18 protein-coding genes are annotated in these 25,234 nt (G+C 64.3%); 14 read left to right on the top strand and 4 right to left on the bottom strand.

The genetic code is table 11. The features are described 5' to 3' along the window. Positions 1 to 172 precede the first annotated feature (172 nt). The 12 genes from IVB48_RS08465 to IVB48_RS08410 all read left to right on the top strand — a co-directional run bounded on the left by IVB48_RS08465 (position 173) and on the right by IVB48_RS08410 (position 16,962). Complete coding sequence (locus tag IVB48_RS08465) at positions 173 to 3,442, top strand: transglutaminase family protein (protein ID WP_247399333.1); 3,270 nt, start codon at positions 173 to 175, stop codon at positions 3,440 to 3,442. A 26-nt stretch (positions 3,443 to 3,468) separates the two neighbouring features. Continuing rightward, positions 3,469 to 6,009: a circularly permuted type 2 ATP-grasp protein gene (locus tag IVB48_RS08460; RefSeq protein WP_247399330.1), complete on the top strand. Its 2,541-nt coding sequence runs from the start codon at positions 3,469 to 3,471 to the stop codon at positions 6,007 to 6,009. Then, positions 6,006 to 6,884, top strand: a complete 879-nt coding sequence (locus IVB48_RS08455; RefSeq protein ID WP_247399328.1) for a transglutaminase family protein — start codon at positions 6,006 to 6,008, stop codon at positions 6,882 to 6,884. The genes IVB48_RS08460 and IVB48_RS08455 overlap by 4 nt, the downstream gene beginning before the upstream one ends. Positions 6,885 to 7,100: 216 nt before the next feature. Further along, complete coding sequence (locus tag IVB48_RS08450) at positions 7,101 to 7,928, top strand: metal-dependent phosphohydrolase (RefSeq protein ID WP_027568994.1); 828 nt, start codon at positions 7,101 to 7,103, stop codon at positions 7,926 to 7,928. 12 nt (positions 7,929 to 7,940) lie between these two features. Further along, entirely contained in the window at positions 7,941 to 8,831 is an 891-nt protein-coding gene (locus tag IVB48_RS08445) for an alpha/beta hydrolase (RefSeq protein WP_247399325.1), read from the top strand. A 135-nt stretch (positions 8,832 to 8,966) separates the two neighbouring features. Continuing rightward, entirely contained in the window at positions 8,967 to 9,593 is a 627-nt protein-coding gene (folE, locus tag IVB48_RS08440; protein WP_018456940.1) for a GTP cyclohydrolase I FolE, read from the top strand. A gap of 27 nt (positions 9,594 to 9,620) precedes the next feature. After that, positions 9,621 to 11,144, top strand: coding sequence for an FAD-dependent oxidoreductase (locus IVB48_RS08435; RefSeq protein ID WP_247399323.1), 1,524 nt, complete (start codon positions 9,621 to 9,623; stop codon positions 11,142 to 11,144). Between the two features lie 177 nt (positions 11,145 to 11,321). Further along, positions 11,322 to 12,530, top strand: a complete 1,209-nt coding sequence (locus IVB48_RS08430; protein ID WP_247288685.1) for an ABC transporter substrate-binding protein — start codon at positions 11,322 to 11,324, stop codon at positions 12,528 to 12,530. A gap of 247 nt (positions 12,531 to 12,777) precedes the next feature. Further along, on the top strand, positions 12,778 to 14,010 hold the full coding sequence (locus IVB48_RS08425; RefSeq protein ID WP_247399321.1) for an acyl-CoA dehydrogenase family protein: 1,233 nt from the start codon (positions 12,778 to 12,780) through the stop codon (positions 14,008 to 14,010). Between the two features lie 130 nt (positions 14,011 to 14,140). Next, positions 14,141 to 15,541 carry a PAS domain S-box protein gene (locus tag IVB48_RS08420; protein WP_247399319.1) on the top strand — a complete coding sequence of 467 codons (1,401 nt, stop codon included), beginning with the start codon at positions 14,141 to 14,143 and terminating at the stop codon, positions 15,539 to 15,541. After that, a complete protein-coding gene (locus IVB48_RS08415; protein WP_197031184.1) occupies positions 15,534 to 15,926 on the top strand; it encodes a response regulator in 393 nt (130 codons plus the stop codon). Before IVB48_RS08420 ends, IVB48_RS08415 begins: the two co-directional genes overlap by 8 nt. Before the next feature lie 544 nt (positions 15,927 to 16,470). Next, positions 16,471 to 16,962: a septal ring lytic transglycosylase RlpA family protein gene (locus IVB48_RS08410; RefSeq protein ID WP_027568999.1), complete on the top strand. Its 492-nt coding sequence runs from the start codon at positions 16,471 to 16,473 to the stop codon at positions 16,960 to 16,962. Between the two features lie 156 nt (positions 16,963 to 17,118). Here IVB48_RS08410 and IVB48_RS08405 read toward each other — a convergent pair whose 3' ends face one another. The 4 genes from IVB48_RS08405 to IVB48_RS08390 all read right to left on the bottom strand — a co-directional run bounded on the left by IVB48_RS08405 (position 17,119) and on the right by IVB48_RS08390 (position 21,888). Further along, positions 17,119 to 19,023: an AI-2E family transporter gene (locus tag IVB48_RS08405; RefSeq protein ID WP_247399995.1), complete on the bottom strand. Its 1,905-nt coding sequence runs from the start codon at positions 19,021 to 19,023 to the stop codon at positions 17,119 to 17,121. A gap of 157 nt (positions 19,024 to 19,180) precedes the next feature. After that, complete coding sequence (locus IVB48_RS08400) at positions 19,181 to 19,495, bottom strand: hypothetical protein (protein ID WP_247288689.1); 315 nt, start codon at positions 19,493 to 19,495, stop codon at positions 19,181 to 19,183. A gap of 146 nt (positions 19,496 to 19,641) precedes the next feature. Beyond that, complete coding sequence (locus IVB48_RS08395) at positions 19,642 to 19,824, bottom strand: hypothetical protein (protein WP_247288691.1); 183 nt, start codon at positions 19,822 to 19,824, stop codon at positions 19,642 to 19,644. 324 nt (positions 19,825 to 20,148) lie between these two features. Next, entirely contained in the window at positions 20,149 to 21,888 is a 1,740-nt protein-coding gene (locus IVB48_RS08390; protein WP_247399317.1) for a HAMP domain-containing methyl-accepting chemotaxis protein, read from the bottom strand. Positions 21,889 to 22,107: 219 nt separating this feature from the next. Here IVB48_RS08390 and IVB48_RS08385 point away from each other — a divergent pair, with 219 nt between their 5' ends. Both IVB48_RS08385 and IVB48_RS08380 read left to right on the top strand, forming a co-directional pair. Then, positions 22,108 to 23,490: an ethanolamine ammonia-lyase subunit EutB gene (locus IVB48_RS08385; RefSeq protein ID WP_247399315.1), complete on the top strand. Its 1,383-nt coding sequence runs from the start codon at positions 22,108 to 22,110 to the stop codon at positions 23,488 to 23,490. Positions 23,491 to 23,642: 152 nt separating this feature from the next. Next, positions 23,643 to 25,229, top strand: a complete 1,587-nt coding sequence (locus IVB48_RS08380; protein ID WP_247399313.1) for a B12-binding domain-containing radical SAM protein — start codon at positions 23,643 to 23,645, stop codon at positions 25,227 to 25,229. Positions 25,230 to 25,234: the final 5 nt, after the last annotated feature.

The raw sequence follows: 25,234 nt of genomic DNA, 5'->3' as shown, positions 1-25,234 counted from the left end.
AATCGCGGAGACGTACCCCTCATCCGGCGCTTCGCGCCACCTTCTCCCGCAAGGGGACAAGGAAGAAAGCGACCGCCCGCACCTTGCGTAGGCACCCTTTGCCCGTTGTTAGTGCTTGATCGAGGTCACCAGCGGTGTTCTGCTCAAAAAAGCTGCTGGAGTACCGCACCCCGTGTCGATCTACGTCGCATTACACCACGTCACGCACTACAAATACGACCGCCCGATCGATCTCGGCCCGCAGACCATCCGTCTGCGGCCGGCGCCGCATACTCGCACGCCGATCCTGAGCTATTCGCTCAAGGTCACGCCGGCCAATCATTTCGTGAACTGGCAGCAGGATCCGCTGGGCAATTGGATCGCGCGTTACGTCTTCCCGGAGAAGACGACCGAGCTCAAGATCGAGGTCGATTTCACGGCGCAGATGACCACTGTCAATCCGTTCGACTTCTTCGTCGAACCCTATGCCGACAGCTTTCCGTTCGAATATACGCAGGATCTCAAGACCGAACTCGCGCCTTATCTCGAGACCGTCAAGCCCGATCGGCTGTTCGCGAAATATCTCGACACGATCCCGCACGAAGCCCCGAACACCGTCAACTTCCTCGTCGATCTCAACAGGGAGCTGCAGAAAAGGATCGGCTACGTCATCCGCATGGAGGCGGGCGTGCAGACGCCGGAGGAGACGCTCTCCTCCGCGGCCGGCTCGTGCCGCGACTCCGCCTGGCTTCTGATCCAGACCTTCCGGCACCTCGGTCTCGCCGCCCGTTTCGTCTCGGGCTATCTGATCCAGGTCCGTCCCGACATCGATCCGATCGAGGGGCCGCCGGAGGTCGAGAACGATTTCACTGATCTGCACGCCTGGGCCGAGGTCTACCTGCCGGGCGCGGGCTGGATCGGCTTCGACGCGACCTCGGGCATGCTTGCGGGCGAGGGCCACATCCCGGTCGCCGCGACACCGCACTACCGCTCGGCCGCGCCGATCTCCGGCGGCGCGGGCTTTGCCGAGGTCGAATTCGCCTTCGACATGAGCGTCAAGCGCATTCGCGAGGCGCCGCGCATCACAAAACCGTTCTCCGACGAATCCTGGATACGGCTCAACGATCTCGGCGAGCAGGTCGACGGCGATCTTGCGGCGCAGGACGTGCGTCTGACCATGGGCGGCGAGCCGACCTTCGTCTCCGTCGATGATCTCGAAGGCGCCGAGTGGAACACGGACGCCGTCGGCCCAACCAAGCGCGGGCTCGCCGACGACCTGATCCGCCGCCTGCGCGCGCGTTTCGGACCCGGGGGCCTGCTGCACTTCGGTCAGGGCAAATGGTATCCCGGCGAAAGCCTGCCGCGCTGGGCGTTTGGCCTGTACTGGCGCAAGGACGGCGTGCCGATCTGGAAGAATGCCGACCTCATCGCCAGCATCGAAAATCGGCGGCCGGCGCAGGCCAAGGACGTCAAGGCGTTCGTGGAGGGCACGGCGCTGCGGCTTGGGCTCGATCCCGGCTACATCATGCCGGCCTATGAGGACACCGCGTACTGGCTGCAGAAGGAATCCGAGCTTCCCGTCAACGTCGATCCCTCCGATTCCAAATTATCCGATCCGGAGGCCCGCGCGCGGATGGCGCGGGTGTTCGAGCAGGGGCTCAACAATCCTCGCGGCTTCGTGCTGCCGGTACAGCGCTGGAATGCGGCGCCACGTTGGCGCAGCGAGCGGTGGCAGCTCCGGCGCAGTCATCTGTTCCTGATGCCGGGGGACTCGCCGCTTGGCCTGCGCCTGCCGCTGGACTCGCTCGGCTATGTCCCGCCCGATCAATACCCCTACATCGTCGAGCGGGATCCAATGGAAGCCCGCGGCAAGCTGCCCGTGTTCAGCCTTCCGGCGCGTCCGGACTCGCCGGAGCGGCTCGAGCCCGAAGAGCTCAACACCTCCGTGCCGGTCCGCACCGCGATGTCGGTCGAGGTCCGCGACGGCGTGCTCTGCGCCTTCATGCCGCCGGTCGAGCAGATCGAGGATTATCTGGAGATGATCGCGGCGCTCGAAGCGACGGCCGAGGAGATGCAGCTCCAGGTCCATGTCGAGGGTTATCCGCCGCCGTTCGATCCGCGTGTCGACGTCATCAAGGTGACGCCCGATCCCGGCGTGATCGAGGTCAACGTCCAGCCGGCAAAGAACTGGCGCGAGGCGGTCGATATCACCGTCGGGCTCTATGAAGATGCGGGCAAGACACGCCTCGGCGCCAACCGCTTCCTCGTCGACGGCCGCCACACCGGCACCGGCGGCGGCAATCACGTCGTGGTCGGCGGCTCGAGTCCGCAGGACTCGCCGTTCCTGCGCCGGCCTGATCTGTTGAAGAGCCTGGTGCTGCACTGGCAGCGGCATCCGGCGCTGTCCTATTTCTTCTCCGGCCTGTTCATCGGCCCGACCAGTCAGGCACCGCGCATCGACGAAGCCCGCCACGACAGCATTTACGAGCTCGAGGTTGCGCTCACGCACGTGCCGCCGCCGGGCGTTCAGGCGCCGCTGTGGCTGGTGGATCGCTTGTTCCGGCATCTCCTCGTCGACATCACCGGCAACACCCATCGCGCCGAGATCTGCATCGACAAGCTCTATTCACCGGACGGCACGACCGGCCGCCTTGGCCTGGTCGAATTCCGCGCGCTCGAAATGCCGCCGGATCCGCGCATGTCGCTGGCGCAGCAGCTGCTGATCCGCGCGCTGATCGCAAAATTCTGGCGCGAGCCGCAACAAGGCAAGTTCGTGCGCTGGGGCACCGCGCTCCATGATCGCTTCATGTTGCCTCACTTCATCTGGGAGGATTTCCTCGAAGTGCTGACCGAGTTGAAGCAGTCCGGCTATCCGTTCGAGCCTGAATGGTATCTGGCCCAGCTCGAATTCCGCTTCCCCGCTTTCGGCCGCATCCATCATGGCGGCGTGACGCTGGAGCTGCGGCAGGCGCTGGAGCCCTGGCACGTGCTCGGCGAGGAGGGATCGGCCGGCGGCACCGTGCGCTATGTCGACTCATCGGTCGAGCGGCTCCAGGTCAAGGCGGAGGGGTTCGTCGAGGGCCGCCATATCGTCACCTGCAACGGCCGCCGCCTGCCGATGACCGCCACCGGCCGCTCCGGCGAAGCCGTGGCCGGCGTCCGCTTCAAGGCCTGGCAGCCGGCCTCCGGTCTGCATCCGACCATTCCCGTTCACGCGCCCCTGACCTTCGATCTTATTGACACCTGGAACGGCCGCTCGCTCGGCGGCTGCGTCTATCACGTCGCCCATCCCGGCGGCCGCAGCTACGACACCAAGCCGGTCAACACCTACGAGGCCGAGGCGCGGCGGCTGGCGCGCTTCCAGGACCACGGCCATACGCCGGGCCCGATGCAGCCGCCGCCCGAGGAACGCACAAATGAGTTTCCGCTGACCCTCGACTTGCGGACCCCGCTCCTGCAATGAGTATGATGGGGGGCAGGGAGAGGCGCATGGCCGAGGGCGCAGCCGAAGAGGACGACAAGGCGGGTAAGGCGCAAGGTCAACGCAATGGCCAGCGCGAAGGCCAGCGCCGTTTCGCGCAATGGGTCCGCGACTACAGGCGCCTGCCCGGCATCCCCGACGAGTTTCTCGGCCCGGACGGCAAGCCCCGCGCGGTCTGGAGCCGCTTCTTCGATGCCTTCGGCGCGCTCGCGCCCGACGAGGTCGAGCGGCGGTTCGGCATGGCCGACCGTCATCTCCGCGAGGCCGGCGTCACCTATCGCGCGCCCGGCGAGAGCGCCGACCGGCCCTGGTCGATCAGCCATCTGCCGCTGCTGATCGACGAGGCCGACTGGAAGCAGCTGTCCGATGGCATCATCCAGCGCGCCGAGCTGCTCGAGCTCGTGCTGCGCGACATCTATGGCGAGGGTCGCCTCGTCGCCGAAGGCGCGCTGCCGGCGGCCGCGATCGCGGGCAGCCCCGAATATCTCCGCCCCGTCTGCGGCGTGCCGCCGCCGGGCGGGCGCTATCTCTCGCTCTATGCCGCCGATGTCGGCCGCGGGCCCGACGGCCGCTGGTGGGTGCTCGGCGACCGCACGCAGGCACCTTCCGGCGCGGGTTATGCGCTGGAGAACCGCCTGGTGCTCTCGCGCGCCTTCTCCGATCTCTACAAGTCGATGAACGTGCCGCGCGTCGCGCCGTTCTTCGAGGCGTTTCGCGACAGTCTTCGGGCGCGCGCCGACCGCGACGAGCCGCGGATCGGCGTGCTCACGCCGGGCAGCTTCAGCGAGACCTATTTCGAGCACGCGACGCTGGCGCGCTATCTCGGCTTCCTGCTGGTCGAAGGCGACGATCTCGCCGTCAGCGACAACCATATCCACATCCGCACGGTTGCGGGCCTCAAGCGGCTCGACGTGCTGCTGCGCCGTGTCGATTCCAATTCGCTCGACCCGCTCGAGCTCGAAGCCTCCTCGCGGCTTGGCGTCCCCGGGCTGATCGACGTGCTGCGCAAGGACGGCGTCGTCGTCGCCAACATGCCGGGCTCGGGCGTGCTGGAGGCGCGCGCGATGCTCGGCTTCCTGCCGGCGCTGAGCCGCCGCCTGCTCGGTGAAGAGTTGAAGATGCCGCACATCGCGACCTGGTGGTGCGGCCAGCGCTCGGCGCGCGACGAGGTGCTGTCGCGGCTCGACGAGGTCGCGATCGAAGGCGCCTATCGGCGCGGCGTTCCCGGTTTCGACAGCAACGGTCCGGTGCTCGCGAGCGAGCTCGATGCCGCCGGCCGCCGGCGCCTGAGCGACGCGATCGCTGCGCGCGGCATGGACTATGTCGGCCAGGAGGTGGTTCGGCTCTCGACCATGCCGGTATGGGAGCAGGGGCAGATCACGTCCCGTCCCTTCGTGCTGCGCGTGTTCGCAGCCGCGACGCCGGACGGCTGGGCCATCATGCCCGGCGGCTTCTGCCGGATCGCCGAGCAGCCGGATGCGCGCGCGGTGTCGATGGGCGACGGCGCGCGTTCCGCCGACGTCTGGGTGGTGGTCTCGGACAAGCAGGTCTCGACCGCGACGCTGCTGCCTGCGGTTGACAAGGTGCGCATCCGCCGTATCGCCGGAGTGCTGCCGAGTCGCGCCGCCGACAATCTGTTCTGGCTCGGCCGCTATCTCGAACGCGCCGAGGCGACGCTGCGGCTGGTGCGGGCGCTGGGCTCGCCGAGCGGGCCCAACAAGGGCACCGCGGCCTCGCTGCAATCGGCGGAGCGTATCCAGCGCCTGCTGGTGACCTGGGGCGCGATCTCACAGACGTCGCGTGCGGCGCCCGGCCGCATCGTCGCCGAAGCGCTGCAGAGCCCGGAGCGTTTCGGCTCGGCACTGTCGCTGGTCCGCGCGGCCCAGCGCACGGCGACCTCCTTGCGCGAGCGGCTGTCGCCCGATGCCTGGCAAGTCATCACCGAGATGGTCGAGCGGCTGGCCGTCGAGGTCGAGGACGACGACAGCGTGCTGAGCGCGGCCGAGCTGACCTTGCAGGAGCTCGCGAGCTTTGCCGGCCTTGCGCATGAGAACATGAACCGCGCCGCCGGCTGGCGCTTCCTCGATATCGGCCGCCGCACCGAGCGCGCCATCAACACCACGCGCTTTGCCCGGCAGTTTGCCTATGACGAAGCCGGCGACGAGGATCTCGATATCCTGCTGACGCTGGTGGATTGCCAGATCACCTACCGCTCGCGTTATCTGCTGGCGCCGATCCTTGCGCCGGTGCGCGATCTCGCCGTGCTCGACAGTTACAATCCGCGTTCGGTGGCGTTCCAGGTGACGGCGCTGAACGAGCATATCGCTGCACTGCCGAGCCTGAAGGAGCACGGCCTGATCGAGAAGCCGCAGCGGCTTGCGGTCGCGCTGCAGGCGATGCTCGCGACCGCGGAGGCCGAGAGGATCGAGGTCAAGACGCTGTTCGCACTGGAGCAGGATCTGCTCAGCCTCGCCGAGGCAGTCGGGCAGCACTACTTCCCGCACGGCCCCAATGCCAGCCGGCCGGAAAAGCTGACGGGGCTGGCGTGATCTACGATATCCGTCACGTCACCACCTACGAATATGAGAGCCCGGTCAGCTTCGCCCGCTGCACGCTGCGGCTGGAGCCGAGGAGCGGCAATGGCCAGGAGCTGATCTCGCACAAGGTCGAGATTCGTCCGCGCCCCGCGGAGCGTAGCGTCCGGCGCGATTTCTTCGGCACCCTGACCGAGAGTGTGGTGATCGAGGCCGCGCATCGCACTCTGCGCATCGATTCCCGCTCTCGCGTGAAGGTGTCGCGCCAGCCGCCGGCGCGTGACGCTGACAGCCCGGGCTGGGAGAGCATTCGCGACATCGCCTTCGAGGCGACGAGCCTCGAGCCGTCCTCGCCGGTCGGCTATGTCTTTGCGAGCCCGCTGGTGCCGGTGCTGGGACCCGTCAGCGCCTATGCCGCGGAAAGCTTCGCGGCCGGCGCGGGTATCCTCGCCGGGGCGGTCGATCTGATGCATCGCATTCGCACCGAATTTCGCTACGACCCCAAGGCGACGGTGATCTCGACGCCGCTCGACGAGGTCTTCGTCAAGCGCCATGGCGTCTGTCAGGATTTTGCCCATGTGATGATTGCGGGCTTGCGCGGGCTGGGACTGCCCGCGGCCTATGTCAGCGGATATTTGCGCACCATTCCGCCGGCGGGCCAGCCGCGCCTGCAGGGCGCCGATGCCACTCATGCCTGGGTGTCGCTGTGGTGCGGGGAGAACCTTGGCTGGGTCGATTTCGATCCGACCAACGATCTTATGGTCGCTGGCGACCATATCGTGCTCGCGGTCGGCCGCGACTTTTCCGACGTTTCGCCGGTCGACGGCATCATCGTCGGCTCGCCGAAGCAGAAGCTCGACGTCGCCGTCGACGTGCTGCTGGTGGAATGATTGCCGTTTTTGCCGTCCCGGCGACGCCCAGCGCGGGTGTGTCGGGCCGGCACCGCAACCGCGATATCGCGGGGCACAACCGCAACATTTTTCCGGATTTTCGTTCCCGGGTTTGGCCAGTCGGCCCAAGATGGGCTATGCTGGCGCTTGCGTCGAGGACGAGAATGAGACGTCGGTAGTTGGCGTGGGACACCACCGACAGACGGGGCTGCATCCATGATCACGTTACCGAGACTGGCGGCTGAATCCCTTGAGAAGACGCTAGGTTCGTTCATGCGCCGCAGGTACGGCGATTCTCCGGCAAACATCGTCGAGAGCGCGACCCGTACCGCTATGGAATGCATCGGAAACAGCGACGCGCTCTATCATAATGTCGAACATACGATGCTGGTCACGCTCGCGGGTCATTCCATCCTGAGCGGCCGGTATCTTCATATTCATCTCTCGGCCGAGGATTACGTCCACGTCCTGATCGCCTGCCTTGCGCACGATATTGGCTATGTCCGTGGCTTGTTCGAGGAAGATGACGAGGACGGTTTTGTGGTCGATGCGGCAGGCAGCAAGGTCTCGCTGCCCCGCGGCTCATCAGATGCCAGCCTGATGATGTATCACGTCGACCGTTCCAAGCTCTACGTCATGCGCCGGCTGCAGCATATTCCCGGACTTGATCCAGAGCGGATCGCGCGCGCCATCGAGGGCACCCGCTTCCCGGCCCGCGAGGGCCAGGAATACGACGACGACGCCTCGATCCTGCGCGCTGCCGATTTCATCGGGCAACTCGGAGATCCCAACTATCTGCGCAAGGCCAACGCGCTCTATTACGAATTCGAAGAAGTCGGCATGAACCGCCAGCTCGGCTACGATTCGCCTGCCGACATCGTGAACCGCTATCCGCAGTTCTATTGGAATAGCGTCGCACCGCACATTCAAACCGAGATCGGCTATCTCAACAAGACCGAGATCGGCCGCCAGTGGATCGCCAACCTCTACAGCAACGTGTTCCGCGCCGAGCGTGACATCACGTTGTCCGGGCCGCAAAAATAGCTCCGCTTTGTGATGCGACAAAAAACTGTCGCCACCGATATCCTCGATATCGCCTATCGCGAATACGGCGCGCCGGACGGCTGGCCCTGCATCATGGGCCACGGCTTTCCCTACGACGTGAACGCCTATGCCGAGTCCGCGCCGATCATTGCGCAAGCGGGCGCGCGGGTGCTGGTGCCCTGGCTGCGCGGCTACGGGCCGACGCGGTTTCGCTCCGCTGCGACGTTGCGCTCCGGCGAGCAGGCGGCGCTTGGCGCCGATCTCCTGGCCTTCATGGATGCGCTTGGAATCTCGCACGCGGTGGTCGGCGGTTACGACTGGGGCGGGCGCGCGGCCTGCGTGGTCTCGGTTCTGCACCCGGAGCGCGTAATCGGCCTCGTCTCGGGCAATTCCTACAACATCCAGAACATCGCGCGTTCGATGGAGCCGGCTTCGCCAACCGAGGAGGCGGCGCTCTGGTATCAATATCTCTTCCACAACGAACGCGGCCGCCGCGCGCTGGAGCGCAACCGGCGCGATTTTGCGCGCCAGCTCTGGTCGATGTGGTCGCCGACATGGGACTTCGACGACGCGACGTTCGAGACCAGCGCCATGTCGTTCGACAATCCTGATTTCGTCGATGTTGTGATCCACTCCTATCGACATCGTTACGCGCTGGTCGCCGGCGATCCCGCCTATGCCGCGATCGAGGCGAAGCTCGCCGCCCAGCCGCCGGTTCGGGTGCCGACCATCGCGATCGACGGTGACAGCGACGGGGTCAATTCCGGCACCGCTCACCACGCAGGCAAATTCGCGGGCTTTTTCGAGCGGCGCGTCTTTGCAGGGGCCGGCCACAATTTGCCGCAGGAGCGGCCGGCCGAATGGGCCCAGGCCGTGCTCGATGTACGGAAAGCGGCCTCATAGCGCCGGATTTCTCGTCCCGCTGTCTTGCCGCTCTCACAGCTTCCAATTTTTCCTGATCCCGGGAACCTTTTCCGATCGCAGCCGTCCAAGCTGTGGGCCGCCTTCTGTATGCGGTTCGTTGCAGGGGAGTTTTAGATGAAGACGCAAACGCGCAGGCTGGAACGTGTCGCGGTCGCGCAGGCGCCAAGCGAGCGGCCTGAGAGGGCGGAGGTCGAGCAAGCGATCCGGACCATGATCCGCTGGGCCGGCGACGATCCCGCGCGCGACGGTCTGCGCGATACGCCGGACCGGGTCGCGCGCGCCTTCGAGGAGTATTTCTCCGGCTATGCGCAGGATCCGACCGAAATCCTGCAAAAGACGTTTGAGGAGATCGAAGGCTATGACGAGATGATCGTTCTGCGCGGCGTTCGCTTCGAAAGCCATTGCGAGCACCACATGGCACCGATCGTCGGCCGCGCCTGGGTCGCTTATATCCCGCAAGGACGCGTCGTGGGCATTTCCAAGCTCGCGCGTCTCGTCGACATCTACGCCAAGCGGCTTCAGATCCAGGAGAAGATGACCGCGCAGATCGCCAACACGATTAACGATGTGCTGAGGCCCGAAGGCGTCGGGGTCATCATCAAGGCAACGCATCACTGCATGACCACGCGCGGCGCGCACAAGCCCGGGACAGATCTCGTCACCAGCCGCATGCTCGGCGTGTTCCGCGACAATGCGTTGACGCGCCAGGAGCTGCTGGGGCTGGCCAATTCGGACGATTGATCCGCGACGGCTCAAGGAGGCAACGCCATGACCGAGGACAAGAAGCCAAGCGGACCCGACTTGAGCCGAGGCGTGACGCTCGCCGCGTTCAAGGACAGCAAATTGCTCGGCCATGTCGGCGAGGAAGACGTCCTGCTGGTGCAGGCCGGCAGCGAGATCTTTGCGATCGAGCCGACCTGCAGCCACTATCACGGACCGCTTGCAGAAGGACTGGTGGTTGGCGACACCATCCGCTGTCCCTGGCATCATGCCTGCTTCTCCTTGCGGTCAGGCGAGGCGACCCGTCCGCCGGCGCTGAATGCGCTGGCGGTGTGGGAGGTCTCGCGCGATCAAGACAAGATCGTCGTTCAGCGCAAGCGCGAGATGCCGAAGCCTCCGGCGCCTCACCGGACGGCGCCAACGCCGGAAAAATTCGTCATCATCGGCGGCGGCGCGGCGGGTTTCGCGGCGGCGCAGACGCTCCGTCGCGAGGGCTTTGGCGGCGCCATCACCATGCTCAGCAATGACAACGCGATGCCGGTCGACCGGCCCAATCTTTCCAAGGATTACCTCGCGGGCAACGCGCCGGAGGATTGGCTGCCGCTGCGGGGCGAGGACTATTATCGGGATGCCGGCATCGATCTCAGGCTCAACACGAATGTCGCCGCGATCGAGGCGAAGACGCGCAGCGTGACGCTGGGCAACGGCGACAGGCTGCCGTTCGACCGGCTGCTGCTCGCGACCGGCGCCGAGCCGGTCAGATTGCAGATTCCGGGGGCCGACCAGCCTCATGTCCACACCCTGCGCTCCGTCGCCGACAGCCGCGCCATCATTGAGGCGGCCGGCAGCGCCAAGCGTGCGCTGGTGATCGGGGCCAGCTTCATCGGCCTGGAAGTTGCGGCCTCCTTGCGGGCACGCAAGATCGAGGTCCACGTGGTCGCACCGGACGAACGGCCGATGCAGAGGGTGCTCGGTCCCGAGATGGGCGACTTCGTGCGCGCGCTGCATGAGGAGAATGGCGTCAACTTCCACCTCGAGGACACGGTGGAGAAGCTGGACGGCACGCGCGCCACGTTGAAAAGCGGCGGCGTGATCGAGGCCGACCTGGTCGTGGTCGGCATCGGCGTCAAGCCGCGCCTCGCGCTCGCCGAGCAGGCAGGGCTTGCGGCCGACCGGGGCGTCAGCGTGAGCGAATATCTGGAGACCAGCATAGCAGGTATCTTTGCGGCCGGGGACATCGCGCGCTGGCCCGATCCGCATTCGCGGCAAACTATTCGCGTCGAGCACTGGGTGGTGGCGGAGCGGCAGGGCCAGACCGCGGCCCGCAACATGCTCGGCAAGCGCGAGCGCTTCGAGGCCGTGCCGTTCTTCTGGTCGCAGCACTATGACGTGCCGATCAACTATGTCGGCCACGCCGATAGTTTTGACGATATCGCAATCGACGGCAGCATTTCCGGCAAGGACTGCCTGCTGAAGTATCGCAAGGGCGGCCGTGTCCTTGCGATTGCTTCAATTTATCGGGATCTCGACAACCTCAAGGCCGAGCTGGAGATGGAGCGGACGCGCGGCTGAGGCGCCGCATCCGATCTTGATTGGCGTCAATGTTGCTGCCGGCGACGGCGGCTGTGCACCGGCTGATCAGCAACTCGACGCAAGACCGCCTTGTGGAACTCCGCTGATCTGACGTGCTGGCAAGAGCAGCACGCCGCGCCTTCCGAGTCGCGCGGCGATCATCACCGGGGAGAAACCATGAAAGCCGCTTTGGTCCTGGCTGCAGCCTTGGCTGCCTGCCTGTCCACGCCTGTCTCCGCGCAAAAATCCTACGGTCCGGGCGTCAGCGACACCGAGATCAAGATCGGCAACACCATGCCCTATAGCGGCCCCGCATCGCCGCTCGGCATCACCGGCAGGGTGATCTCGGCCTATTTCGACGAGGTCAACGAGAAGGGCGGGATCAACGGCCGCAAGCTCAATCTCCTGTCGCTCGACGACGCCTTCTCGCCGCCGAAGACCATGGAAGCGGCGCGCCGGCTGGTCGAGGGCGATGGCGTCGCCTTCATCTTCGCGACCATGGGCACCGCGCCGAGCTCGGCGATTGCGAAATATCTCAACAGCAACAAGGTGCCGCAGCTGTTTCTGATCAGCTCGGCCTCGAAGTGGAACGACCCGGCCAACATGCCCTGGTCGATGGCGCTGCCGTGGGCGCCGAACTACACCAGCGAGGCGGCCATCGACGTCGCCTATGCCCGCGCCAAGAACCCGAATGCACGCTTCGCGGTGCTCTATCAGAACGACGACGCCGGCAAGGAATATCTGCGCGGCGTCAAGGAAGCGCTTGGTGCCGACGCCGACAAGGCGATCGCGATGGCGTCGAGCTTCGAGGTCGCCGACCCCACCGTCGATTCCCAGGTGCTGACTCTCGCGAACACCAAGGCCGACGTGTTCATGATCTATTCGGTGACGCCGCGCGCCTGCGCCCAGGCGATCCGGAAAGCGCATGAGGTCGGCTGGCAGGCAACGCGCTTCCTCGCCTCGGGCTGCGCCAACAAGGCAACCGTGATGGTCCCGGCTGGCCTCGATGCCGGCAAGGGCGTGCTCTCGCTCGGCTCGCTCAAGCCGTTCGTCGAGGCGCCAAAGGACGATCCGGCGATGACGGCCTATATCGACTTCATGAAGAAGCGCCTGCCCAATGCCGACGTCAACAACGTCGCGGGTCTCTACGGCTACACCGTCGCCGAGGCATTGGTGGTCTTGCTGAAGCAGTGCAAGGACAATCTGACGCGTGAGAACATCATGGCGCAGGCGGCCAATTTGAAGAACGTGCCGCTATCGCTGCTGATGCCTGGCATCACGCTCAACACCACGCCGCAGGATTTCCGCCCGATCAAGGACGGCTATATGCTTCAGTTCAACGGCAACGACTGGATCGTGGCAAGCGAGCTGTTGCGCGGCACGTGAGGGACTGCGAAGCGAGCGGCTGCAGAGACGGTGCACCCTCTCCCCTTGTGGGAGAGGGTGGATCGCCGCGAAGCGGCGAGCCGGGTGAGGGGTGTCTCTCCGCGAGTCGTCTCTACATTTGAACTCGCGGATACAACCCCTCATCCGGCGCCATAGCCGAAGCTTTGCTTCGGCGTTCTTAGGAACGCCGGCCGAAGGCCGCCTATGCCACCTTCTCCCACAAGGGGAGAAGGAAGAGGAGAACACCATGGATTTTCACCACTCCGAACGTTCGCTCGAGCTGCAGGAGCGTGTTCGCCGGTTGATGCGGACGCATGTCGAGCCGGTCGAGGAGCTCTACTACGAGCAGGTGAAGCCGGAAGCGACACGCTACAAGACGCCGCAGGTCCTTCAGGACCTGAAACGGCTGGCGCGCGAGCAGGGGCTCTGGAACCTGTTCCTCTCCGGCGAGCACGGCCAAGACCCTAACAACACTGGCTTGACCAATCTCGAATACGCGCCGGTGAAGGAAATCATGGGCCGCATCCTCTGGGCGCCGGAGGTGTTCAATTGCTCGGCGCCCGATGTCGGCAACATGGAGGTGCTGGCCAATTACGGCACGCCGGCACAGCAGGAGCGCTGGCTGAAGCCGCTGCTGGAGGGGCGCATCCGCTCCGGCTTCTCGATGACGGAGCCGCAGGTCGCCTCCAGCGATGCCACCAACATTCAATGCGAGATCAAGCGCGACGGCGGCGACTACGTCATCAACGGCCGCAAATGGTTCACCTCCGGCGCGATGAACGAGGATTGCGAGATCCTGATCGTGATGGGCAAGACGGCGCCCGACGATCCTGACCGCCACCGCCAGCAATCCATGATCCTGGTGCCGAGAGCGACGCCCGGCGTGCGCATCGTCCGCGACATGCTCACTTACGGCTATGACGACGCGCCGGTCGGCCATCCCGAGATCGTCTACGAGAACGTTCGCGTGCCCGCCGAGAACATCCTGCTCGGCGAGGGCCGCGGTTTCGAGATCGCGCAAGGCCGGCTCGGTCCCGGCCGCATCCATCATTGCATGCGGCTGATCGGCTGTGCCCAGCGCGCGCTGGAATTGATGTGCCAGCGCGCCGCCTCCCGCACAGCCTTTGGCAAGCCGCTCGCAGAGCAGGGCTCGGTGCGCGAGGACATCGCGCACTCATTCTGCGAGATCGCGCAGGCGCGGCTCCTGACGCTGCAAGCCGCCGACAGGATGGACCGCGAAGGCAACAAGGCCGCGCGCGACCTGATCGCGGCCGCCAAGATCGTGGTGCCAAGCATGGCCGCCCGCGTGATCGACCGCGCCATCCAGATCCACGGCGCCGCCGGCGTCTCGCAGGATACCTTCCTCGCGCGTGCCTACGTCTACGCCCGCTTCATCCGCATCGGCGACGGGCCGGATCAGGTGCATCTGGCCGCGGTAGGGAAGGAGCTGATCAAGCGCGGCGGGGTGATGGCCGGGTAGGACCGTTACCGGACGTCACCCGTTGCTGCGGGAACCTGGGTCGTGAACCAGCTTAGGAACGTCCTTGGACTGTCGCGATTGTCGCTGGCAGTTGGCGCGCTGCCCAGCGCGAGCGCTGGAGATCGTCCGCGTGCAGGAGAGCAATCACCCGACAAACGGTCCGGCCGTCCCCGCGGACAATGAGCTGCTGCGTCTCGTATTCGAGAGCGCGACGGACTTTGCTATCTTCACGACAGACCCGAACGGCATCACCACCAGCTGGAACCCCGGCGCCGAGCGGTTACTCGGGTACAAGACCGACGAAATCATCGGAAAATCGGCGGACGTGATTTTTCCCGCCGAGGAGGGTGGTTTTGAGGCGGCAGCCGAAGAACGACGCAGCGCGTTAGCTCAGGGCCGCGCCGAGGACGAACGCTGGCAGATGCGCAAGGACGGCACCCGGCTCTGGGCTTCGGGCCTGTTGATGCCGCTGGCGGAGCGCGACGCGGGTTTCGTGAAGATGCTGCGCGATCGCACCAGCCAGCACCGTGCTGCGGAGCAGCTCGCGCAAAGCGAGGAGCTGTTCCGCGTTCTCGCCACCAATATACCCCAGCTGGTTTTCCGCTCAAAAAGTGATGGTGAACGCACTTGGGCCAGCCCGCAATGGACCATCTTCAGCGGTCTGAGCTTCGCTGATAGCATCGGTTTCGGTTGGCTTGACGCGATCCATCCGGATGATCGCGAAGAGACCCAGGCGGCCTGGCTCGAAGCGCGCGCCAAGGGCGAGTATTACGTCGAGCACCGCGTCAGGCGTTCCGCCGACAGAGAGTTCAGGTGGCATCAGACCCGCGCGGTACCGATGAAAGTCAGTTCGGATGCAGACGCTGTCGATTGGGTCGGCACGATGACGGACATCCACGAACTGCGCGTGCTTCAAGATCGGCAGAAGGTTCTCTTGGCCGAACTGCAGCACCGCAGGCGCAATCTGCTCGGGGTCGTCCAATCACTTGCCCGGCAGACGATCAGATCGAGCCCGTCCCTGGACGACTTTGCAGACGACTTTGAAGCCAGGTTGGGCGCCCTCTCCAGGGCTCAGGGTTTGCTCGCGCAAAGCGACAATCGGCCGATTGAACTCGGTGATCTGGTCAGGGCCGAATTGGAGGCGCACGCCAGTGCCGACGTGGAGAAGGTGACGACCGAGGGGCCGGCGGCACCGTTGCCGGCGATGTCGGCGCAATCGATGGCTCTCGCGCTGCATGAGCTCGCCACGAATGCGGTAAAATACGGCGCCCTCGGCCAACCCTCAGGCCGGCTGACGGTGCGATGGGAGGTCAAGAACGATCAATCCAGGCGGCAAGCAACCGTGGTATGGTCCGAAAGCGGGGTTGCCATGCCTGAGGGCGGGCCGGCGAGAAAAGGCTACGGAAGCGAATTGATCGAGCGAGCACTTCCTTATCAGCTCGGCGCCAAAACGAAGCTTCGGTTCGAACCTGACGGCGTCCACTGCGAAATCGCCGTGCCGCTCGCGAGCGAGGAGAAGCGTGATGACTGAGTCGCAATCACTACTAGGCCGGCGGCTCCTCGTCGTCGAAGACGAGTACATGATCGCCGCCGACCTGGCCCGTGCGCTGGAAGATCGCGGCGCTGAGGTCATTGGGCCGGCGGGGTCGGTCGAGGACGCCCTGAATCTGGTTGCGGCCGAACAGCGGATAGATGGCGCCGTCCTGGACATCAATCTTCGCGGCGAACGCTCCTATCCGGTTGCCGACGCACTTCGGACGCGCGGGGTGCGGTTCGTGTTCACCACCGGTTATGACGCTTGGGCGATTCCGGATGCTTATGCAGCCGTGCCACGTGTCGAAAAGCCGGTTAACATCAAGGCGCTCAGCGGACTGTTCTCGATCGATCAATCGGACGAGAAACCGCGGACGCTCTAGCCGCGCCCGTTGCGGGGCAAGGCCGCGATCCCACTCCCTGATAGCTGCGTTCCCGGCCTGCAAGATAGGTCGGATGATCGCTTGCCGCATTCTCGCGACAGCGCGTAGCAGATTTGCCGAGGCAAGGATTACAATCCGATCAAGCGGAGCGGGTGATGGAGTAGGGGCGATCTCTTCTTCGTTCGAGAGGGTGCACGCCTGTGCAGCAGTGTATCTGCGTTGATCGCTTCTGCGGAAAGGACGGTCGATGGGAAAGAAGAGAAGGTCGGACAGGCGAGTGGAACAATCAATCTGATTGTGAGCGCCGCGGGACTCATGTGGCCGCGCCATTTCGCCGTGGCCTCTTCTTGTCACGCTGTTGACGCAATGTCCGTCTTAGACGGCGACAACTAAAAACACCGTTTGGAACCATTCTGGTTCCTGCAATGGTTCCGCAGCCGGGGTTGGCTCGACCTGTAAACATCACGAACCCGAACGCTTCCGCGTTTGCTTGATGATGTTTTGAGGCATCGGAACCGGACAATCGAAAATCACAGGAGATATGATGGTGTTCCGATCCAGCGCCGCAATTTGCGGCGCCGTGGTTGCGCTTGCCGTTTCCGTTACTGTTGCTCGATGCGAAGCCGCTGGAGTTCACTCAAGCGCTGTCGTCAATGTCGCTTCCGGGGAAGCGATCGTCGGCGCGGCGTCCACGTACAATCCGTTCAAGCCGGGCAAAGAGGAGGGCGGCCCGAAGACAGCCTCCGGCGAGCGCTATGATCCCTCAGTCTGGTCGGCCGCCATCAAAACGAGTTTGCGTAAGAAATTCGGTGGAGTCCAGTTTGGCGCGAAGCCGAAATACGCCCTCGTAGAGGCCGTCGGCAAGAAGGTCATCGTCAAGATAAATGACGTGGGACCGCTAAGGCCTGGCCGCATCATCGACCTCAACGAGCGGACGATGCGCCATTTTGATCCGGGCCTGCAGCGCGGGGTCATTCCCGATGTAAAGGTGCGGCCGCTTGCCGGCGGCGATTGGACCCCCGGGCCGGTTGGCTGAACCGTCGCACCAGAAGGTCGCGCAGCACGGTCCTTTGTATGTGACTGAGGGAGTGCCAGGACACACCGGCCTCGAGCCGGATTCAATGTCGGCAGGAACGAAGGCCTTTCGGGTTTGCTGCGCGCCTGCAGCAGCCATGTCTCCGCGTATAAACTGCTAGCCGGCCGTGATCTTCGAAATCCGGCCTTCAGCGACTGTGCCAAGGGAGTCCACACCCGTCGCCTCTATGCAGAGTTTAAGCGCCCCGCCCAGAGTTGCAGCAGCCAGATCCGCCTTGGCGCCTTCCCGCAGATTTTCAAGCGCCGATGGGTCGATGTCCTTCATCCAGCAACCCAGAATGATTGTAGCCTTCGGCAATTTACGGCGAAGCCGTCGCACCGAGTAACGCATATGGGCCGGGCTGCTTGCATCCATATAGACGAGGCAGACAATGGCGACCCCATCGGTCTCCAGGCGGAAGATATTCGCCGTCGACAACGCTTCCGCTGCCTCGACTCTGGCCGACAAGCCATGCGCTCCGGTCAGTTGAGCCAGCATGATCGCAGCGGCTTCGTCGATCGGATTTCGCCCGGCCACGCAGAGCACGGGATGTTCGCCTTGCCATTCAGTGGACAAGTCCTCCTTGCGCAGCACCCGCAGACCCTCATAAGGCGCATCCTCAGCCACGCCTTCTATGGCAGATGTAGCTTCGACATCTGTGGTCGGGCCGACCTTCGGCGGCGGACGCTCATCCTGCTCCGAAATGTTATTGGCAAATTCCTGGACCGCATCCCTGATTTTAGCCAGCCGGTCGGGATCCAGAGCGCCGCGCTCGGCATCCGCTTGAGCCAGCTGCAGTCCTCGCAAGGCGACTTCGTCGTAATAAGAGCTGAGAGATCGCTCCTTCAAGAACTCCTCGGCTTTTGCAGATGCTTCGGTCGGGTCGCCGGCGAGCATCCGCTGATAGAATATCTCAGGCGGAGAGAGCGCTGGTCGGTCTCCAAACATGACGTCCAGGAACTCCAGGCGCTCGACGTGGCGGCCCAGGACGACCAGACACACCGTAAGGGGTGTTGCGAGAACGAGGCCGATCGGACCCCAGAGCGCCGTCCAGAATGTCGCAGAAGCGACAACGGCCACCGGCGACAGTCCCGTGCTGTGTCCATAGACCATCGGCTCCAGCACGTGGCCGACGACGGGCTCCACCACCACGAACAGCGCGATCGTCCAAAGCAGCATCGTCCAGGTTGGATCGACCGCAACCGCGAGAGCGAGAGGGAAGGCGGCGGCGATGACCGCCCCAATGTAAGGCACGAAGCGCAGCACTGCCGCCAGAATGCCCCACAGGATCGCGCTTGGAACGCCGATCAGCCAGAGACCGATTCCGATGATGATGCCGAAGCCCCCGTTCACGAGAAGCTGGATAAGGAAAAGCCGGCTGAGGCGGCTCGCCGCGTCATCAAGAGCAGCCGTGGTGCGCTGCAGGTCATCCGAACCGGCCAGCCTGATCAGACGATTACGAAGATCCTCGCGCTGAAGCAGAATGAAGATCACGAATATGACGATGATCCCGGTCGTTGCGAGCGGATGAAGCAATGGTGAAATCAGCGTTTGCAAGCTCTCCAGCGCGCCGGGATCGGGCTGAAGTACTTCCACAGGAACGGGTTTCGGCGGGGCCGCTTTCGGGGCTGCTATGGTCCCCAACGAATTCGCGGCCTCCTTCGGCTTGTCGAGCTCCTTGCTGAGGTCCTTCAACATGCTGGAAGCCCGCTCGAGCGTGCCCCGACCGGCCGTGGTCTCACGGAAGGATTGGATCTTCTCGCTTATTGTGGACTGATATCGCGGCAAATCGCCGGCCAGCTGGGCGAGTTGGGTAGCGAGCAGACTGCCCATCGCAGATATGAACGCGAAGGCGATCACGACCACGCTCACCACAGCCAAACTGCGTGGAATGCGCAGTCGCTGAACCAGTCGAACCAGAGGCGCCAGCACGAAGCTGAGCAAGACGGCCAGCGCTATCGGAATGATGATCTCGCGACCATAATACAGCACCATGACAATGATCGCGGCGAGAATGGCCATCGCCACGGCGCTCAATAGAGAAATCAGTTCTTCCGGTGTTCGTGCTTTGAATGGCTGCCTGATCACAGCTCCTCGCTAGGCCGGGAAAAGCGGCGAGTTTGTAGTTCAAAAAAGCCGCGGATTGCTCCGCGGCTTTTGCATTCACAGGATTCGTATCTCAGTAGCGGTCAGTGCCGATGCCGACGCTCACGCCGGGAGCGCGGAAGCCGATGCCGCTGCGCTCTTCATAGCCGCGCCGCTCGATGTAGCGCTCGCGAGGTGCATATCCGTAGGAATCGCGCCCATCGCGGATGATGACACGGCGCTCGCTGCGCTCGCGCCAGCAACGACCGTCTTCATTGCAGACCATGCGCACGTTTTGAACATTGCTGTCCGGAGCGGCATACAGGGTGGGAGACAGCGGGGCTGCAGAAGCAGCGGTCACAAGAAGGGCACTTGCTGCGGCCGTCAGAGCGGCTGTTAAAAATTTCATGGTGTTTCTCCAAAATGTGATGTGTCAGTGAGGCAATAGACTGGGAACCCAATGGTTCCATGGCTGAACAGATATCGTCAGCTGCCGCCACTCTGTTCGCAGGCATCCCGTGCCCGAAAGACAGATCAACTCGCTATAATTGGCGATTATGACTTGGAAGATGGGATTGCGGAGAGAGCCATCGCGCGCTCTCTATGAAGATCGGCTTCGAGATCCTGGACGATGTCGTGGAGCAGAACGGCGGCAAGCGGATCGGTCACCTCTCGCTCCAACGCCCGGTAGCGCAAGATCAGGACCTCCTGTTCGTCGAATTGGCCGTCTGCAGACATGCTGTAATTCCCTCCGCATACCGACGCAGAGGCGGCTGGATAGTTTCGCTAAAAGTTCTGGATCATTGTCTATGGGGCATCAAGCGACGAGAGGCGGCCTCAGCCGGCCTTCGGCTTTCCACGATCTGCCGGCCCCCAGCGCGGAAAGCTCCAACATTGACATCATGCCCCTGTTTTGCCCGACGGAGCAAATGGATTCGTAAAATCCGCAAAAAGTAACGCCGATGGCCAAGCCATTGAAATCGCTGTCCCCGGTTACTGTGCATGGGGTTGTTTTCGCGTTTTATTGATAGAGCGACCCCAGCGCCGCCGGTGGACGTCCCGTCATCCGGCCTTGGCGATGCGGCCGTCCGCTGCGCCCGAGCGCAGGTTCTGGAAGAACTTCTCCACCTCGCGCGACAGCGTCTCCGCCGTCTCGGTCACGCTGCTCGCAGCCGTCAGCACCGAGGAGGCCGCCGTATCGGTCTCGCCGATGGCGTCGCGGAGCGAGCTGATGTTGGCGACGAGGGTCTCGTTGCCTTGGGCCGCCGATTGCGCGTTGGACGAGATCTCGCGCGTGGCGGCATCCTGCTGGCCGATGGCGCCGGCGATCGCCGAGGTGACGTCGTTGATCTCGCGCACCGCGCCGCCGATCTCGCGGACGGCATCAACTGCGTTGCGGGTGGAGGACTGGATCATCGAGACGTTCTCGCTGATGTCGGCGGTCGCCTTCGCGGTCTGTCCCGCGAGCGCCTTGACTTCGTGTGCGACGACGGCGAAGCCGCGACCGGCATCGCCGGCGCGCGCCGCCTCGATGGTGGCATTGAGCGCGAGCAGATTGGTCTGCTCGGCGATTGCCTGGATCAGGCTGAGCACGCCGTCGATACGTTGCGTGGCAGCGGCCAGGCTCTCGATCTCGGCGATGGATTTCTCGGTGCGCTGGCCGGTCTGCTCGACCGCGCTGGCGGATTGCCGCACCTGCCGGCCGATCTCCACCACCGACGCCGACAGCTCCTCGGCCGCGCCTGCCACCGCCGTTACGTTGTGCGAAGCCTGCGCGGTGGCGTTCGCCGCCGTGCCGGCGCGGCTGCTCGCGTCCGCGGTGACGCGGGTGATGGTCTGCGCTGTCTCGCGCATCACGGAGGCGTTGTCGCTGAGGCCGCGCATGATCGCGCCGATCGCCTCGCGAAACGCGTCGACGGATTGTTCGATGTGGCGGGCGCGCTCTTCGCGCGCGGCGGAGTCCTGCGAGACCTGTGAGGCGAGGTTGCGGTTACGCGCCATCGCGTCCTGGAAGATCTGGATCGCGCGTGCCAGTGCGCCGATCTCGTCGGCGCGGTGGCTGTGGGGCACCACGACGTTCTCGGCGCCGTCAGCGACCTGCTTGATGGTCGCGGTGATGGCGGAGAGGGGGCGTGCGATCGAGCGGGCGATGATGACGATGCCGATCACGACGAGCGCGAGCGCCACGCCGGCGAGGCAGGTCAGGACGAGGGACAGGATGCGATTGGTCTCGGTCTCGTGCGCGATTTGCCTGGCGCGCTCGGCATAGACCTTGGACAGTGCCTCGAGATCCTTGTTCAGCGCCGAGCGCACGGTGCGGTTGGCGTCGTTGTCGCCCCATTCGCGGCCCGCGGCCGCATTGATCTCGACGCCGCGGCGCACCAGCTCCTTGCGAAACTCGACGAACTGCTCGATGCGCTTCTTGAAGGTGGCGAACTGCTCGGCATCGTCAGCCTTGACGATGGTCTCCCAGCGCTTCACGACGTCAAGGATCTGGGCGTTGAACTTGAGCAGGCCCTCGCCGTATTTCTTCACCACGGCGGGCTCGGTCGACATGTAGACGCCGCGCGATTCCATCACGACCGCATAGACCAGCGAGTTGACCCGCTCGACGTTCAGCGCGGCGGCGTTCGCAGTCTCGATCGCGCTCGTCAGGTCGGCACCGCGGCGGCTGTTGTAGTCGGACAGCATCGCGATCGCCGCCGTGAGCAGCGCGAACAGCGCGAAGATGGCGTAGAGCTTGTTGGCAAGCGTGAAGCGGCCGGCGAGGCCGGTGGCATTCCCAGGTCGGTCAGTTGTCATGGTTTTCAGGGGCCCGAATGGCCGGGAGCGGCCGGAGAGCGCGGTCGTGCAAATGATTGCAAAACTATGCAGAATGAAGATGGACGCGGCGTTAACGCCGGGTTTGGCCCCCTTTGCCCTCGGCCGAAAGAAAGGTAGATATTTCAGCGTCTTGATCTGAAGGTATAGTCTTGGGATCGCCTGGAGTCGGCCTCTGGCCGACGAACCCCGGAGAGACCTTTGGTCTACCGCCACACCATCGACGCCACGACCTACACGTTCCCGGATTTGCGCGACCTGCTCGCCAAGGCGACGCCGCCGCGCTCCGGCGACCGGCTGGCCGGGATCGCCGCCGCCAGCGCCGAACAGATGATCGCGGCGCGGATGGCGCTGGCTGACGTCCCGCTCGGGCAGTTCTTGCAGGAAGCCGTCATCCCCTATGAGACGGACGAGGTCACCCGCCTCGTCATCGACAGCCACGACGCCAAGGCCTTCGCGCCGGTGGTTTCGCTGACGGTCGGTGCATTTCGCGACTGGCTGCTGTCGGATGCCGCGACGCCCGAAATCTTGCGGAAGTTAGGAGGCGGCATCACCCCGGAGATGGCCGCCGCGGTCTCGAAGCTGATGCGCAACCAGGATCTGATCCTGGCGGCGCGGAAATGCCAGGTCACCACCGCTTTCCGCAACACCATCGGCCTGAAGGGCCGGATGAGCACCCGGCTCCAGCCCAACCATCCCTTCGACGACGCCAGGGGCATCACCGCATCCATCCTCGACGGCATCCTGCTCGGCGCCGGCGATGCCTGCATCGGCATCAACCCGGCGAGCGACGACCCGGCCATGATCGGCCAATTGCTGCGGCTGCTCGACGAGGTCATCGCGCGGCTGAAGATCCCGACCCAGGGCTGCGTGCTGACCCATGTCACCACGACGCTTTCGCTGATCGGGCAGGGGGCGCCGGTCGACCTCGTGTTCCAGTCGGTCGCCGGCACCGAGGCCGCCAACCGCAGTTTTGGCATCGACCTCGCGCTTCTGAAGGAGGCGCAGGAGGCCGGGCTGTCGCAGAAGCGCGGTACGGTTGGCCAGAACGTGATGTATTTCGAGACCGGCCAGGGCTCGGCACTGTCGGCCAACGCCCATCACGGCGTCGACCAGCAGACCTGCGAGGCGCGCGCCTATGCGGTCGCCCGCGCCTTTGCGCCCCTCCTGGTCAACAGCGTGGTCGGCTTCATCGGCCCGGAATATCTCTACGACGGCAAGGAAATCATCCGGGCCGGGCTGGAAGATCACTTTTGCGGCAAGCTGCTCGGCCTGCCGCTCGGCATCGACATCTGCTACACCAATCACGCCGAGGCGGACCAGGACGACATGGACAATCTGCTGACGCTGCTGGCGGCCGCCGGCGTCACCTTCATCATGGGTGTTCCCGGCGCCGATGACGTCATGCTGAACTATCAGTCCACGTCTTTTCACGACGCGCTCTACGTCCGCGACGTCTTCGGACTGCGCCGCGCACCGGAATTCGACGACTGGCTGGTGCGGTCCGGCATTGCGGGCCCAGATTTCCGTCTTGCCGGCGATGCAGGCCTGCTGCCCGATTTTGCGTCACGGCTGATCGCGTGACTCGGCGGAGGCACCCGGCGACCCGAGGAAACCATTGGTGCCCTAGGGAATTAGGCTCATGCCACAATATTGAGAAATTCCGGCGGCAGCATTACGCTATGTGTCTGTCTGGCAATTTCCGCGGCTAAGTCGAGCGTGGCGGGGGAGCTTTGATGCGAGCTGAAAGTAACGGGACGTCCCGGCGGATTCTCTGCGTGTTTCCGCGATACACATCGTCGTTCGGGACGTTCGAGCATTCCTACCCCCTGACCGATGGCGTCCGCGCCTTCATGCCGCCGCAGGGACTTTTGCTGCTCGCGGCCTATTTGCCCAAGGAATGGCAGGTCAAATTCGTCGACGAGAACCTTCGCCGCGCGACAAGGGAAGAGTTCGAGTGGGCCGAGGCGGTCTTCGTCAGCGGCATGCACATCCAGCGCCAGCAGATGAACGATATCTGCCGCCGCGCCCACGAGTTCGATCTGCCCGTCGCGCTCGGCGGTCCCTCCGTCAGCGCCTGCCCGGATTACTATCCCTCCTTCGACTATCTCCATGTCGGCGAGCTCGGCGACGCCACCAATCAGCTGCTCGAGATCTTGTCGCGGGACATCTCGCGTCCGGAAGCGCAGGTGGTTCTGACCACCAAGGACCGCGTGCCGATGACGGAGTTTCCGATCCCGGCCTACGAGCTCGCCGACGTGAAGAAGTACTTCCTCGGCAGCATCCAGTATTCCAGCGGCTGTCCCTATCAGTGCGAGTTCTGCGACATCCCCGGCCTCTACGGCCGCAATCCGCGCCTCAAATCGCCGGAGCAGATCATCGCCGAGCTCGACCGCCTGCGCGAATGCGGCATGACCGACACGGTCTATTTCGTCGACGACAATTTCATCGGCAACCGCAAGGCGGCGCTGGACCTCCTGCCGCATCTGATCGAATGGCAGAAGAGGACCGGCTACATGGTGCGGCTCGCCTGCGAGGCGACGCTCAACATCGCCAAGCGGCCGGAAATCCTCGAGAAGATGCGCGAGGCTTATTTCGTCACCATCTTCTGCGGGATCGAGACGCCCGACCCCGATGCGCTGAAGGCGATGCACAAGGACCACAATATGATGGTCCCGATCCTCGAGGGCGTGCAAACCATCAACTCCTACGGCATGGAGGTCGTGTCCGGCATCATCATGGGGCTCGACACCGACAAGCCCAACACGTCGGAGGCGCTGCTCGCCTTCGTCGAGGACTCCCGGATTCCGCTGCTCACGATCAACCTGCTTCAGGCGCTGCCGAAGACGCCGCTGTGGGACCGTCTGGAGCGCGAGGGGCGCCTGGTCGAGGACGACGGCCGCGATTCCAATGTCAACTTCCTGTTGCCCTACGACGACGTCGTCGCGTCCTGGAAGCACGCCATGGCCGTCGCCTACGAGCCCGAGAAGGTCTACGCGCGCTTCCAGTATCAATGCGACCACGTTTACGTGCACCGCCTTAAGATGCCGACACCAGACGAAATGAAGACCTGGCCCAACATCAGGCGCGGCCTCGTCATGCTGCGAAACATCTTCTGGAAGGTCGGCGTGCTCGGCGACTACAAGCGCGTGTTCTGGAAGTTCGCGCTGGGCCGCATCAAGCGCGGCGATCTCGAAGGGCTGATCGGCTGCACCCTGATCGCGCACCATCTCATCACCTTTGCGCGGGCGGCCTCGACCGGCCAGCAGAACGCCTCGAACTATTCGATCCGGCTACGCGAGGCTTCCGTCCCCGCCGAATGATGCGA

It is taken from the genome of Bradyrhizobium sp. 76, from assembly GCF_023073025.1.
GTDB lineage: Bacteria > Pseudomonadota > Alphaproteobacteria > Rhizobiales > Xanthobacteraceae > Bradyrhizobium.
This window is presented reverse-complemented; position numbering and strand designations above follow the sequence as displayed.

Bases quoted from the DNA above. Each gene is read 5' to 3' on its own strand.
- IVB48_RS08405 (WP_247399995.1), bottom strand. From the start codon at position 19,023: ATGGCCATTCTCGCCGCGATCATTGTCATGGTGCTGTATTATGGTCGC.
- IVB48_RS08400 (WP_247288689.1), bottom strand. From the start codon at position 19,495: ATGAAATTTTTAACAGCCGCTCTGACGGCCGCAGCAAGTGCCCTTCTT.
- IVB48_RS08380 (WP_247399313.1), top strand. From the start codon at position 23,643: ATGCGAGCTGAAAGTAACGGGACGTCCCGGCGGATTCTCTGCGTGTTT.
- IVB48_RS08430 (WP_247288685.1), top strand. From the start codon at position 11,322: ATGAAAGCCGCTTTGGTCCTGGCTGCAGCCTTGGCTGCCTGCCTGTCC.
- IVB48_RS08460 (WP_247399330.1), top strand. From the start codon at position 3,469: ATGGCCGAGGGCGCAGCCGAAGAGGACGACAAGGCGGGTAAGGCGCAA.
- IVB48_RS08450 (WP_027568994.1), top strand. From the start codon at position 7,101: ATGATCACGTTACCGAGACTGGCGGCTGAATCCCTTGAGAAGACGCTA.
- IVB48_RS08435 (WP_247399323.1), top strand. From the start codon at position 9,621: ATGACCGAGGACAAGAAGCCAAGCGGACCCGACTTGAGCCGAGGCGTG.
- IVB48_RS08390 (WP_247399317.1), bottom strand. From the start codon at position 21,888: ATGACAACTGACCGACCTGGGAATGCCACCGGCCTCGCCGGCCGCTTC.
- IVB48_RS08445 (WP_247399325.1), top strand. From the start codon at position 7,941: ATGCGACAAAAAACTGTCGCCACCGATATCCTCGATATCGCCTATCGC.
- IVB48_RS08415 (WP_197031184.1), top strand. From the start codon at position 15,534: ATGACTGAGTCGCAATCACTACTAGGCCGGCGGCTCCTCGTCGTCGAA.
- folE (WP_018456940.1), top strand. From the start codon at position 8,967: ATGAAGACGCAAACGCGCAGGCTGGAACGTGTCGCGGTCGCGCAGGCG.
- IVB48_RS08395 (WP_247288691.1), bottom strand. From the start codon at position 19,824: ATGTCTGCAGACGGCCAATTCGACGAACAGGAGGTCCTGATCTTGCGC.
- IVB48_RS08425 (WP_247399321.1), top strand. From the start codon at position 12,778: ATGGATTTTCACCACTCCGAACGTTCGCTCGAGCTGCAGGAGCGTGTT.
- IVB48_RS08410 (WP_027568999.1), top strand. From the start codon at position 16,471: ATGGTGTTCCGATCCAGCGCCGCAATTTGCGGCGCCGTGGTTGCGCTT.